A 12556-nucleotide genomic window follows, 5' to 3' on the forward strand; every position below is an offset into this window, starting at 1 on the left:
TCATGCTCAATCGCCTCATCGACCTTTCGGTCCGCTTCCGGTGGATCGTCGTGCTGCTGGCCGTGGCGCTGTTCGCGTTCGGCCTGCAGCAGCTGTCGCGTCTGCCCATCGACGCCGTGCCCGACATCACCAACCGCCAGGTGCAGATCAACACCGTCGCGCCCGCCCTCGGCCCCGAGGAGGTCGAGCGCCAGGTCACCTTCCCGCTGGAGACCGCGCTGGCCGGCACGCCGGGCCTGGTCGAGACCCGCTCGCTGTCGCGGCACGGCTTCTCGCAGATCACCGCCGTGTTCACCGAGGAGACCGACCTCTATTTCGCCCGCACCCTGGTCAATGAGCGGCTGCAAGCCGCCCGCGCCAGCCTGCCCGACGGCCTGGAGCCCGGCATGGGTCCGCCGATCACCGGCCTCGGCGAGGTCTATATCTGGACTGTCGAGTTCAAGGGCGCGGCCGCCCGTACGGGCGCTGCCTATGTCACGCCCGAGGGCGAGACCCTGCGGACCGACGTCGAGAAGGCCACCTATCTGCGCACGGTCCAAGACTGGATCGTGGCCCCGCAGTTGAAGACCCTGGACGGCGTGGCCGGCGTCGACGTGCTGGGCGGCTACGTCAAGGAGTACGCCGTCCATCCCGACCCGGCTAAGCTGGCGGCGCGCGGCATCAGCCTGCCACAGCTGGTCGAGGCGCTGGAGCACGCCAACCGCATAGCCGGGGCCGGCTATGTCCAGCGCGGCGGCGAGGCCTATATCGTCCGCACCGACGCCCGCGTGAAAAGCCTGACCGAGCTGGCCGACACGCCGATCGGCCGCCGCAACGGCGCCGTGGTCAAGGTCTCGGACGTGGCCACCGTCGCCCTGGGCCACGCCCCGCGCCTGGGCTCGGCCAGCGAGAACGGCCGCGAGGTGGTGATCGGCACGGCCCTGATGCTGGTCGGCGAGAACAGCCGCACCGTCGCAGCGCGGGTCGACGAACGCCTCAAGGCCATCGCGCCCAGCCTGCCGCCGGAAGTGATCATCAAGCCGGTGCTGGACCGCACGCGCCTGGTCGACGCCACCATCCGCACGGTCGAGCACAACCTGACGGTCGGGGCCCTGCTGGTCATCGCGGTGCTGTTCTTCGCGCTCGGCAACTTCCGCGCCGCCCTGATCACGGCCCTGGTCATTCCGCTGTCATTCCTGATCGCCGCCATCGCCATGCGCAGGTTCGGAATCAGCGGCAACCTGATGAGCCTGGGGGCGCTGGACTTCGGCCTGATCGTCGACGGGGCCGTGGTGGTGATCGAGAACACGCTCGGGCGCCTGGCCTTGCGTCGCCAAGCCGAGGGCCGCGACCTGACCGCCGGCGAGCGCCTGTCGGTCGCGGTCGAGGCCGCCAAGGAGATGGCCCGCCCCGCCGCCTTCGGCCAGGCGATCATCCTCTTGGTCTACGCCCCGCTGCTGACCTTCGAGGGCGTCGAGGGCAAGATGTTCACGCCGATGGCCGCCACGGTGATGTTCGCCCTGGCCGGCGCCTTCGTGCTGTCCCTGACCCTGGTCCCGGCCCTGACCGCTCTGGCGGTGCGCGAGCCCAAGGGCCACGGCGAGACCAAGGCGATGGCCGTGGTTCGCACGCGCTTCGAACCGGTGCTGCGCGCCGCCGTCGCCCGTCCCCGAGCGGTGGCTGGCGGCGCGGTGCTGGCCCTGGTGCTGGGCGTCGTCGCCTTCTTCGCCCTGGGCCGTGAATTCGCCCCGACGCTGGACGAAGGCGACCTGCTGGTCCAGGCCAGCCGTGTGCCCTCGATCTCGCTGGAAGAGAGCCAGGCCATGCAGTTCGAGGTCGAGAAGGTGCTCTCGGCTCAGCCTGAGGTCGCCCTGGTCTTCACCCGCACCGGCACGGCCGAGATCGCCTCGGACCCGATGCCGCCCAGCGCCTCGGACACCTTCGTGATCCTGAAGCCGCGCAAGGATTGGCCGGATCCGAGTCTATCCAAGGCCGAACTGGTCGAACGGATGGAGGGCGATCTCTCCAAGCTGATCGGCAACGCCTATGAGTTCACCCAGCCGATCCAGATGCGCTTCAACGAGCTGATCGCCGGCGTGCGTTCAGACGTGGCGGTCAAGGTCTATGGCGACGACTTCGCCGCCATGAGCCGGACCGCCGACCAGGTCGCCGCCACCCTGCGCAAGGTCCCTGGCGCGGCGGACGTGAAGGTCGAGCAGATCTCGGGCCAGCCGACCATTACCGCCAGCGTCGACCGCACGGCGGCGGCGGCCTTGGGCGTCCACGCCAGCGACGCCGCCGACGCCCTGGAGATCGGCTTGGGCGGGCGCGAGGCCGGGCACATCCTGGAGGGCGATCGTCGCTTCGACGTGGTCGTGCGCCTGGACGACGCCAAGCGCGCCGATCCGGCCGCCATGGGCCAGTTGCCCGTGGTGTCGGAGAGCGAAGGCGGCAGCGCCGTGCCGCTGTCCAGCATCGCCCGCTTCGACACCGCCGAGGGTCCCAACCAGGTCAGCCGCGAGAACGGCAAGCGCCGCATCGTGGTGCAGGCCAATGTACGGGGTCGCGACCTGGGCGGCTTCGTCAAGGACGCGCAGGCCGCCGTGGCGCGGGACGTCCGGCCAACGCCCGGCTCATGGCTGGACTGGGGCGGGCAGTTCGAGAACCTGGAGCGGGCCAGCGCGCGGTTGGCGATCATCGTGCCCGTGGTGTTCCTGGTGATCGCGGTACTGCTGTTCTTCGCCCTGGGCTCGGCGACGGAGGCGGCGCTGGTTTTCGCCTGCGTGCCCCTGGCCTTGGTCGGCGGAGCGCTGGCGCTGCTGCTGCGGGGGATGCCGTTCTCGATCTCGGCGGCCGTCGGCCTCATCGCCGTGTCGGGCGTGGCCACCCTGAACGGCCTGGTGCTCATGCAGAGCATCAAGCAACGCATTGAGGGCGAGACCGACCTCGCCGCCGCCGTCATCGACGGCACGGTCGGCCGCCTGCGGGCAGTGCTGACGACGGCGCTGGTGGCGATCCTGGGCTTCATCCCGATGGCCCTGGCGATCGGGCCGGGCGCGGAGGTGCAGAAGCCGCTGGCGACGGTGGTGGTCGGCGGCCTGCTGACCTCCACCGTGCTCACGTTGCTGGTGCTGCCCAGCTTCTATGTGTGGCTGGGCAGGCGCCGGGACGTCAGGCCTTAGCGGCCCGACGCAGGTCTTCCTGGGGCAGGACGCCGTACTCCCGCCCTAGGCTGATCAGCTGTTCGGCCAGGCCGTCCAGCTGAGCCTCGGAATGGGCGGCCGAGATGGCGCAGCGCAGCAGGCTCTCGCCCGAGGGCGTGGCTGGCGGCAGGCCGACATTGACGTAGTAGCCGCGGTCCAGCAGCGCCCGCCACATGGCCAGGGTCGTCAGCTCGGAGTCGAGGCACACCGCCACGATCGGGCTGGCGATCGAGCCCAGCTGGAAGCCGGCGTCGGCCAGGGCGCCGTAGAAGCGGTTGACGTTGTTCCACAGCTTCTCGCGCAGCTGCGGACGCTCGCGGACGGCGGCCAGGGCGGCGCGCACCGAGGCCACGGTGGCCGGCGGCAGCGAGGCGGTGAACATGTAGGGGCGGCAGGCCACGCGCAGGATGTCGAACTGCTCGAGGTTGGAGACGCAGTAGCCGCCGACCGCGCCCAGGCTCTTGGAGAAGGTGCCGACGATGAAGTCGACATTGTCCAGCACGCCGACGGCCTCGGCCAGGCCGCAGCCGCGCTCGCCCAGCACGCCCATCGAGTGGGCCTCGTCGACCAGGATGTAGGCGCCGTAGCGACGGGCGACCTCGACCATCTCCTTCAGCGGAGCCATGTCGCCCAGCATCGAATAGATGCCCTCGACCACCACCAGCTTGGTGCCGGGCTCGTCCTTCACGCGGCGCAGGCGCGCCTCCAGGCTGGCCGGGTCGTTGTGCTTGAAGCGGATGGCGCTGGCTTGCGTCTGCTTGCAGGCGTCGTAGATCGAGGCGTGGCTGTCGGCGTCCAGCAGCAGGAAGTCGCCGGCCCCGACCAGGGTCGAGATCACGCCGAGGTTGGCCTGGTAGCCGGTCGAGAAGACCATGGCGTGGGCCATGCCGTGGAAGTCGGCGATCTCGCGCTCCAGCGCCACGTGCTCGGAGAACGAGCCGTTGGCGATCCGCGAACCGCAGGTACCGGTACCCTCGCGGCGCACGGCTTCGACGGCGGCGTCGATACACGCCGGATCATAGGCCAGGCCCAGATAGTTGTGCGTGCCGACGGTCACGGTTTTTCGCCCGTTGATCTCGGCCTCGGTGGCGGACAGCAGCCTGTCCATCACCACGCCGGTCGGCATTTGTCCGGACGCGCGAGCGGTTTCGTAGCGCGCCATCAGGGCGGAATGGGTGTCGAAGATGCCCAATTCAGTGTTTTCCGAGTCTTGAGACGATGTAGGCGGCCAAGTCCTCGGCGGTGCGGAACTGGGCCAGTCGATTGAGTGGGACCGAGATGTCGAAGCGGTCCTCGATGTCGAGCACCGCGTTCATCACGCTCAGCGAGTCGATATGCAGGTCGGTCGTGATGTCGGTCGTCGGCGTCACGATCTGGCCCGCGGGCGCATAGGGTTGCAGGGTCTGGAGCACGAAAGCGGCCACGGTTGCAACCACGGGATCGTCGGGCGCGAGGCCGTCAGGCGACAGGCGCGCGCAATCGCCTTCGATGACCTCGAGAGGCATCGAAACCGCTACGGCATGGCCGTTGTCCCCTGTCTGCGACTTGGTGATAGGCCCCCCCATCGCGCTCGCTCAGCCCCGGACGCTCCAGTTACAGAGTAGTCACATTCGCGTGGACGGCAAGCCGCACGCGGATTTCGGGCCCTCAAGACCTGTTTCGGATTGTGTGCGGAGCCTGCTTTAAGAGGCGCATTTGGCCTTGCCGGCCATCGCCAGCAGGCCGACCAACGAGAGGCCGAACAGGCTGCCGATGGCGCAGCCGATCAGGCCGTCGGGCAGCGGCAGGCGGTTGGCCAGCGGCAACAGGACGATGCTCAGGGAGACGGGCGCGACCGCCAGAACCACGAGTTTGCGGGGCGCTTTCATCGGGACGTCTCCTGGGTCGGGAGGCGGAAAATGCGCCGAGTTGGCTCTTTTGCCAAACCCCCAGCCAATATCGTCGCCCCTGCCTGAAGGGGATTTGGGGCGGAAAAACCTGATTTCAAGAATTGGCGAACGGCGATTTATGCGCAGTTTGTAGCGCCCTCGACGCGGGGACCGTCGGGTCTCCATCACAGAAGGGCCGTTGACCATGACCACCACCGTCACGCCGGGCGCGGAACCGTTCTATCACGGTACGAAAGCCGACCTGAACCTGGGCGACCTGATCGGCGCGGGCTACGCCTCCAACTACGGCAAGCGCAATCTGGCCAAGTTCGTCTATCTGACCGCCACGCTGGACGCGGCCATCTGGGGCGCGGAGCTCGCCCGGGGCGACGGACCGCCGCGGATCTATGTGGTCGAGCCGACCGGCCCGATCGAGGATGACCCCAACCTCACCGACCAGAAGTTTCCGGGCAATCCGACCCGCTCCTACCGCACGTCCTATCCTCTGCGGATCGTCGGCGAGCTGACCCGCTGGACGGGGCATTCGCCCGAGCAGCTGCAGGCGATGCGCGACCGCCTGGCGGAACTAGATCGCCAGGGCGTCGAGGCCATTGAAGACTGACATCCCCCGCTCGTCATCCCGGGCGGCGCAGCCGACCCGGGACCCAGGAGCCAAGCGCAATGCGGCCGCCGCTGGGTCCCGGCTCTCCGCTTCGCTGCGGCCGGGATGACGACGAAGGGAGGCAGGCCCCGAACAGCAAAAAGCCCCGCGCCTTGCGACGCGGGGCTTTTCAGAAGCTTGCGATCGAACCGCCGAGTTAGGCGATCTTCTCGACCTGATTGTATTCCAGCTCCACCGGGGTGGCGCGGCCGAAGATCGAGACGGTGACGCGCAGGCGGGCCTTTTCCTCGTCGACATATTCGACCGAGCCGTTGAAGCTGGCGAACGGGCCGTCCGTGACGCGGACATTCTCGCCGACTTCGTACAGCACCACGGCCTTCGGGGCGGTGACGCCTTCCTCGATCGCGCCGACGATGCGCTGGACTTCCTTTTCGGAGACCGGCATCGGCTTGGAGCCGCTGCCCAGGAAGCCCGTGACCTTCGGGGTGTTCTTGATCAGGTGGTAGGCTTCGTCCGAGAGGTTCATCTTCACCAGGACGTAGCCCGGGAAGAACTTGCGCTCGGCATTGACCTTACGGCCGCGGCGGATCTCGACGACCTCTTCGGTCGGCACGAGGATCTCGGAGAAATTCTCTTCCAGGCCTTGGTTCTTGGCCTGCTCGCGGATGCTCTCGGCCACCTTCTTCTCGAAGTTCGAGTAGGCGTGGACGATGTACCACTTGTGGTTCGGGTTCGAGGCGGTTTCGGTGCTCATCGCTCTATCTTATCCCGCGGTCGCCAGCTTCAGCAGCTGATTCATGGCCAGGCCCAGGCCGCCATCGACGGCCATGAAGAACAGCGACGCCATGACCACCATGATGAAGACCATCACCGAGGTGATCCAGGTCTCCTTGCGGGTGGTCCAGGTGATCTTGCGGGCTTCGGCGCGAACTTCGCGGAAGAATTGCACCGGGCTGGTGCGCTTCTTCGGGGCGGCGGGAGCGGCGGCGGCCGTCGTCGCGCCAGCGCTCGCAGGTGCCATCGCCGCGGCCGTCTTCGCGGCGCGGTTCTTGATCGCGGACGGGCTGGATCCCGGTTTCCTGGCCATGCTCTAGAGGCTCACGACTTTCTCAAAACCATCGGATCGCGAGCGATCCGGCGGCAAATGCGACCGGCCAAATGGCGGCCTGTCGGAAACATATAGTGGCAGGAGTGGGGGGACTCGAACCCACGACTTTCGGTTTTGGAGACCGACGCTCTACCAGCTGAGCTACACTCCTGCATTCCGACCGCCCTTTCGGGCTGACGGACATCCAGAGACAGACAGCGCGCCGGAAGGCTCAAGGCCTCGGCGCGCCATGTTCTGTCGCCAGAGCCGCGCCATTTAGCAGGGTCGCATGCGGCGAGCAAGCGCGGCGGAACGGTTTGACGGCTTTAGGCGCCCACAACCCCGCCGTTCGGGGCTTCGAACAGCGCGGAACGGGCCGGTTTTGGGGATCGGAAGACCCGGCCACGGCGTTATTTCGCCATGCCGACAGTCTCCTCCCCCCAACCGCAGCCCTCGAATGCCGATCGTCCGTCGAATCGGGAGATCGAGCACGAGAACCAGCGTCCCGCGCCTCGGGAGGGCCAGCCACCTCGACCGGCCACCGAGCCGCCAGGCGCGGCCGACAGCACCCGTTCGCCGAAGACCCGGACCGATCCGGGCTCCGGCGAGGGCTAGGATTACAAGTCAGACCCGGCTGGTTTCGGTCAGCCGGCCTTTTCCTGCTTGGTCTTGGCGTCCTTGTCCGTGCTGGTCGAGGCGCTGGCCGGCAGCGTCGCGCCGCACTGGATGCCCAGGTACGAGAACTTCACGTTCGTCAGCTCGCGCCCGCACTGGGTGTTCTTGCCGCTGTCGGTGCCGCGCAGCGAAACCGCCACGCCCTTGGACAGGTCCGGCGCGGGACTTGCGCTGCTGATGTCGTAATAACCACCGCCCCGGCCCTTCACGACCAGGCAATTGGTGTTCTCGACGGGCCTGACGCAGCCCGACGCCGTGACAGGCGTGCCTTCCACGACGACTTGATTGGCTTGCGCGACTTTCGTCTTCGCGCCGCCGTCACTGCAACCAGCCAAACCAAACGCTAACAGACCGGCCGCCGCGGCGGCCCCTATGAACCTAACCCGCATACGTTCCTCCGTATCGTTGGCTCCGCGAACGAAGCAAAAGGAAGTCTGCGCCTCGTTTTGAAGAGCGGCAATCACATTTTTGACGCTTTCGAAAAACCGGTTCGGCGATTTGACAGATTGGGAAAAGGATTGTCCTTAACCGGACGACAGACGCATGAAGCCTGGAAACTTCGTCCAGCCAAGTGCAATCCCATGCCGCGCCAAGCTGATAGCGTTTCTCATCTGAACATTTGTTCGCGAACCGAGACGCCGCTTTCTCTGCGCATGCGAATACTGCTGATGATCTTTCGACTCCCCGACACAGCGGTGGCCGTTCTGCCGGACAGCTGAGTTTTTCCAACGCCGGCTTTAGACAACCGGCGTTGACATGGAGACGGCGGTGCTCAAATGAGACGATAGCCGCCTCAGGGCCGTGGCGGCTCCCGTATGTCTAAAGGATTCAAGGTTCATATGACGGCCACCGCGACCGCCGCCGCTCCCGTGAAAGAAGCCCCCTACTTCACCGAGAAGGTGCTGTGGGTGAAGCACTGGACCGACCGCCTGTTCAGCTTCGCCATCACGCGTCCGGCCAGCTTCCGCTTCCGCTCGGGCGAGTTCGTGATGATCGGCCTGCCGCCGCGCGAGGACGAGAAGAAGCCGATCCTGCGCGCCTATTCGATCGGCTCGCCGCACTTTGCCGAGGAACTGGAGTTCTTCTCGATCAAGGTTCCCGACGGTCCGCTGACCTCGCGCCTGCAACAGATCCAGGAAGGCGACGACATCCTGCTGGGCAAGAAGCCGACCGGCACGCTGGTGCTAGACGCCGTGCGTCCCGGCAAGCGCCTCTTCCTGTTCGGCACCGGCACGGGCCTGGCGCCGTGGCTGTCGGTCGCCCGCGACCCCGACGCCTACAGCCGCTTCGAGCAGGTGATCGTCGCCCACGGCGTGCGCGAGGTGAAGGAGCTGGCTTACCGCGACCTCTTCACCGCCGAGATCCACGAGGATCCGCTGGTCGGCGATGAGGCCAAGGCCCAGCTGGTCTATTATCCGACCGTCACCCGCGAGCCGTTCGAGCGTCAGGGCCGCTTCACCGACCTGATCGAGAGCGGCAAGCTGTTCGCCGACCTGGGCCTGGAGCAGGTCAAGTTCGACCCCGAGCACGACCGCGCCATGCTGTGCGGCTCGATGGCGATGATCAAGGACACCGCCCACCTCCTGGAGGCTCACGGCCTGAAGGAAGGCTCCAACGCCGAGCCGGGCGACTTCGTGATCGAGCGCGCCTTCGTGGGGTAGGACTACGCCCTTTATTCAGAAGCAAACAAAACTTGCCTTCCTAGGCCTTGTGCCTAGGACCCATGGTTCGGCTAGGCTCGGATACTCCAGAAGGAGCGCCGCTTGCGTGGGCGACCGCAGGCCAAGTCGTGCGAGCGGAACGCTGGGTCCTAGGCACAAGGCCTAGGAAGGCAGGGTTGTCTGGGTTGGATTCTGAGCAAGCACATGGCTGACCTTCCCAACCTCAAGAACCTCACGGTCGAGGAGGCGCGCGCCCGGATCCTGGACGGCGCCGCGCGGCTTGGCGTCGAGAGCGTCCCGCTCACCGACAGCATCGGTCGCGTGCTGGCCGCGCCCGTCGTGGCCGACCGTCATCAGCCGCCGTTCGACGCCTCGGCCATGGACGGCTGGGCGATCCGGCGGGCCGACTACGCGCCGGGCAGAGCCTTCGCGGTCGCCGGCGAGAGCGCGGCGGGCAAGGCCTATCCACGCGACGTCCAGGCCGGCGAGGCCGTCCGCATCTTCACCGGCGCCCCCATCCCGGCGCACGCTGATCTGGTGATCATCCAGGAAGAAGCCGTCCGCGAGGGCGACACGGTCCGTTTCGAGGCCGGCGAGGATCCCAAGTCCAATCTCCGCCCAGCCGGTGGCGACTTCCGGGCCGGCGATGTCCTGCTTGAGGCCGGCGTCGTCATCGATCCGTGGCGACTGTGCCTGGTCGCCTCGGCTGGCCTCGCGCAGGTCCCGGTCGCCCGCCGGCCGCGTGTCGCGATCCTGGCCACCGGCGACGAGCTGGTCCCGCCCGGCGGCAGCCCGCGCCCGGACCAGATCTTCGAAAGCGGCTCGTTCGCCCTGGCGGCCCTGATCGACAGCTGGGGTGGCGAGGCCTTCCGCCTGACCGCCGCGGCCGATGATGCAGCCGCCATCGCCGAGGCCGCCTCTTCTTGTCTTTCCCAAGAGGGGCCTGTCGAAGCCGACCTGATCGTCACCGTCGGCGGCGCCTCGGTCGGCGACCACGACCTGGTCAAGCCGGCCTTGCGCACCCTGGGCCTGGAGCTGGCCGTCGAGACCGTGGCGGTTCGCCCCGGCAAGCCAACGTGGTTCGGACATCTGGGTGACGGTCGCCGCGTCCTGGGCCTGCCCGGCAACCCCGCCTCGGCCATGGTCTGCGCCGAACTGTTCCTGCGCCCCCTGCTGTCGGCCCTGGCCGGAGCCGATCCCGAGGTGCGCCTGATCCCGGCCCGCCTGGCCGCCCCGCTGCGCGCCGGCGGCCCCCGCGAGCACTGGATGCGCGCGGCCCTGTCGGTCGATCCCGAGGGGCGAACGCTCGCCAGCGTTTTCCCCGATCAGGATTCCTCGCTGGTCGGCGTCTTCGCCCGGGCGGATGCTCTGGTTCGTCGACGCCCCGGCGCGCCGGCCGCTTCGGCGAACGACGTCATTGAAGTTCTGCCCCTGCGTCGCGGCTGAAACCGCGACGGCGACGGATTGCCGTGCTAGTTGCTTGAACGATTCCACCGGGGCCCGCCCCGGCCTTCAGGCTCGAGAGGTTCGTTTCATGGGGCATGTAGGCAAGATCGGAACGCACGTCCTGCTGGCCTTCGTGGCCCTGCTGGTCGGCCGGTATCTCGTCATCGACATGCCCTTCACGCCGGACACGCTGTTGCAGGCGGGCCTGTACGCCCTGGCGTCCCTGATCGTCGAACTCTTGTTCCGCGTCGAGCGCGCGCCCTGGCGCTTCGTGTCGGCCAGCGACCACCTGCGCCTGTTCCGCTCGGCCTTCCTGACGGCCGCGACCTTCATGGTCATCACCCGCTTCGCCCATCCGGGCATCGACGGCGGCCTGCGCACCGTGGCCGGCGCGGCCCTGTTCCAGGGCACCTTCCTGTCGGCCCTGCGCGTCATCCGCCGCAGCCTGCACGAGCGCCAGCTGCTGGACTCGGTGCTGCGCCTGGGTCCGGCCTCGATGCACCCGGCCCTGCCCCGCCTGCTGATCGTCGGTTCGGCGACCGAGGCCGACGCCTTCCTGCGCGCCCCGGCGGGCCTGGGCGAGCGCTACACCCCGATCGGCGTCGTCTCGCCGATGGACCGCGAGACCGGCGACGAGCTGCGCGGCGTCTGCGTGCTGGGCGCCATCGCCGACTTCGACCGCGTGCTGGCCCGGCTGCGCGACAGCGGCCTGTCGCCCTCCGCCATCCTGTTCCTGACCGACAGCGCCATGAGCACCTTTGGCGCCGAACGCCTGGGTCGGCTGAAGACCGAGGGCGTGCGCCTGCTGCGCCGCCACGGCGTGGTCGAGATGGGCGCGGCGACCAGCGCCGAGACCCTGCGCGAAATCAGCCTGGAAGAACTGCTGAGCCGCCCGCCGGTGCGCCTGGATCCCGAGCCCGTCCGCGCCCTGGTCTCAGGTCGCCGCGTGCTGGTCACCGGGGCCGGCGGCAGCATCGGCTCGGAGCTGTGCCGCCAGATCGCCGCCAGCGGCTGCGCCCAGCTGACCATGGTCGACACTTCGGAATACAACCTGTTCCATATCGACCGCGAGATCGCCGACAGCCACCCGCTGCTGCCGCGGCGCGAGGTGCTGTGCGACGTGCGCGACACCGCCCGCGTCACCCGCGTCTTCGCCGAGATGAAGCCCGACATCGTCTTCCACGCCGCGGCGCTGAAACACGTCACCCTGGTCGAGAACCACCCCTGCGAGGGCGTGCGCACCAATGTCCTGGGCACCCGCAACGTCGCCATGGCCGCCAAGGCCTGCGGCGCCGCGCACCTGGCCCTGATCTCCACCGACAAGGCCGTGGCTCCGACCAGCGTGATGGGCGCGGCCAAGCGCGTGGCCGAGGCCGTGGCCCGCCAGTACGGCGGCGGCGGCGACATGCGCGTCAGCATCGTGCGCTTCGGCAACGTGCTGGGCTCGGCCGGCTCGGTCGTGCCGATCTTCCAGCAGCAGATCGCCCGCGGCGGCCCGGTCACCCTGACCGACGCGGCGGTCGAGCGCTACTTCATGACCATCCCCGAGGCCGTGCAGCTGGTGCTGCGCGCCGTCGCCCTGTCGATGATCGCCACCGACGCCGACGAGGCCGGGGTGCTGACCCTGGAGATGGGCGAGCCGGTCAAGATCATCGACCTGGCCAAGCGCATGATCGAGCTGCAGGGTCTGGTCCCCGACCGCGACATCGAGATCAAGATCACCGGCCTGCGCCCCGGCGAGAAGCTGACCGAGACCTTGCTGGACGTGAACGAGGTCGCCCGTCCCAAGGCCCCCGGCATCATGGAGGCCCTGCGCCTTTCGGCCGCGCCGGTCATCGAAGACCAGCGCCTGGATGCGCTGGACGCCCTGGCCGAAGCCGGCGACGAAGCCGCCGTCCGCGCCCAGCTGTTCGACCTGGTCGAGGACCTGCGCCAGGTGGGCCCGTCCAAGGTGGTGAAGATCCGCGCCTCCTGATTGAGCGCCGCAATTTCGCCGCGAGCCGCGTCAAGCTTTC

Annotated in this window: 11 protein-coding genes and 1 tRNA gene; 5 read left to right on the plus strand and 7 right to left on the minus strand. The window is 68.2% G+C overall.

Annotated elements, in window-relative coordinates; all coding sequences use genetic code 11:
- Window positions 1-2: 2 nt before the first annotated feature.
- Complete coding sequence (locus J7528_RS24340; RefSeq protein WP_291880003.1) at window positions 3-3161, plus strand: CusA/CzcA family heavy metal efflux RND transporter; 3159 nt, start codon at window positions 3-5, stop codon at window positions 3159-3161.
- Here J7528_RS24340 and J7528_RS24345 read toward each other — a convergent pair.
- The 3 genes from J7528_RS24345 to J7528_RS24355 form a co-directional block, all read right to left on the minus strand.
- Window positions 3151-4374, minus strand: a complete 1224-nt coding sequence (locus tag J7528_RS24345; protein ID WP_291880006.1) for an aminotransferase class I/II-fold pyridoxal phosphate-dependent enzyme — start codon at window positions 4372-4374, stop codon at window positions 3151-3153. The genes J7528_RS24340 and J7528_RS24345 overlap by 11 nt on opposite strands.
- A gap of 1 nt (window position 4375) precedes the next feature.
- Window positions 4376-4687 carry an acyl carrier protein gene (locus J7528_RS24350; RefSeq protein ID WP_291880009.1) on the minus strand — a complete coding sequence of 104 codons (312 nt, stop codon included), beginning with the start codon at window positions 4685-4687 and terminating at the stop codon, window positions 4376-4378.
- A gap of 177 nt (window positions 4688-4864) precedes the next feature.
- Window positions 4865-5050, minus strand: coding sequence for a hypothetical protein (locus J7528_RS24355; RefSeq protein WP_291880011.1), 186 nt, complete (start codon window positions 5048-5050; stop codon window positions 4865-4867).
- Window positions 5051-5255: 205 nt separating this feature from the next.
- Here J7528_RS24355 and arr point away from each other — a divergent pair, with 205 nt between their 5' ends.
- Window positions 5256-5672, plus strand: coding sequence for an NAD(+)--rifampin ADP-ribosyltransferase (arr, locus tag J7528_RS24360; RefSeq protein WP_291880013.1), 417 nt, complete (start codon window positions 5256-5258; stop codon window positions 5670-5672).
- A 196-nt stretch (window positions 5673-5868) separates the two neighbouring features.
- Here arr and nusG read toward each other — a convergent pair whose 3' ends face one another.
- The 4 genes from nusG to J7528_RS24385 form a co-directional block, all read right to left on the minus strand.
- Window positions 5869-6426, minus strand: a complete 558-nt coding sequence (gene nusG, locus J7528_RS24365) for a transcription termination/antitermination protein NusG (protein ID WP_291880015.1) — start codon at window positions 6424-6426, stop codon at window positions 5869-5871.
- 9 nt (window positions 6427-6435) lie between these two features.
- Window positions 6436-6759, minus strand: a complete 324-nt coding sequence (gene secE, locus J7528_RS24370) for a preprotein translocase subunit SecE (protein ID WP_291880017.1) — start codon at window positions 6757-6759, stop codon at window positions 6436-6438.
- A gap of 96 nt (window positions 6760-6855) precedes the next feature.
- Window positions 6856-6931: transfer RNA gene (locus J7528_RS24375), tRNA-Trp, on the minus strand.
- A 472-nt stretch (window positions 6932-7403) separates the two neighbouring features.
- The gene (locus J7528_RS24385; protein WP_291880023.1) at window positions 7404-7823 is read right to left on the minus strand and encodes a hypothetical protein; all 420 of its coding nucleotides are present in this window, start codon (window positions 7821-7823) and stop codon (window positions 7404-7406) included.
- A 426-nt stretch (window positions 7824-8249) separates the two neighbouring features.
- Here J7528_RS24385 and J7528_RS24390 point away from each other — a divergent pair, with 426 nt between their 5' ends.
- The 3 genes from J7528_RS24390 to J7528_RS24400 all read left to right on the plus strand — a co-directional run bounded on the left by J7528_RS24390 (window position 8250) and on the right by J7528_RS24400 (window position 12516).
- Window positions 8250-9095, plus strand: coding sequence for a ferredoxin--NADP reductase (locus tag J7528_RS24390; protein WP_291880025.1), 846 nt, complete (start codon window positions 8250-8252; stop codon window positions 9093-9095).
- Between the two features lie 204 nt (window positions 9096-9299).
- Complete coding sequence (gene glp / locus J7528_RS24395; protein ID WP_291880028.1) at window positions 9300-10541, plus strand: gephyrin-like molybdotransferase Glp; 1242 nt, start codon at window positions 9300-9302, stop codon at window positions 10539-10541.
- A gap of 88 nt (window positions 10542-10629) precedes the next feature.
- Window positions 10630-12516 carry a nucleoside-diphosphate sugar epimerase/dehydratase gene (locus J7528_RS24400; protein ID WP_291880031.1) on the plus strand — a complete coding sequence of 629 codons (1887 nt, stop codon included), beginning with the start codon at window positions 10630-10632 and terminating at the stop codon, window positions 12514-12516.
- Window positions 12517-12556: the final 40 nt, after the last annotated feature.

It is taken from the genome of Caulobacter sp. (assembly GCF_017744445.1).
Taxonomy (GTDB): domain Bacteria; phylum Pseudomonadota; class Alphaproteobacteria; order Caulobacterales; family Caulobacteraceae; genus Caulobacter.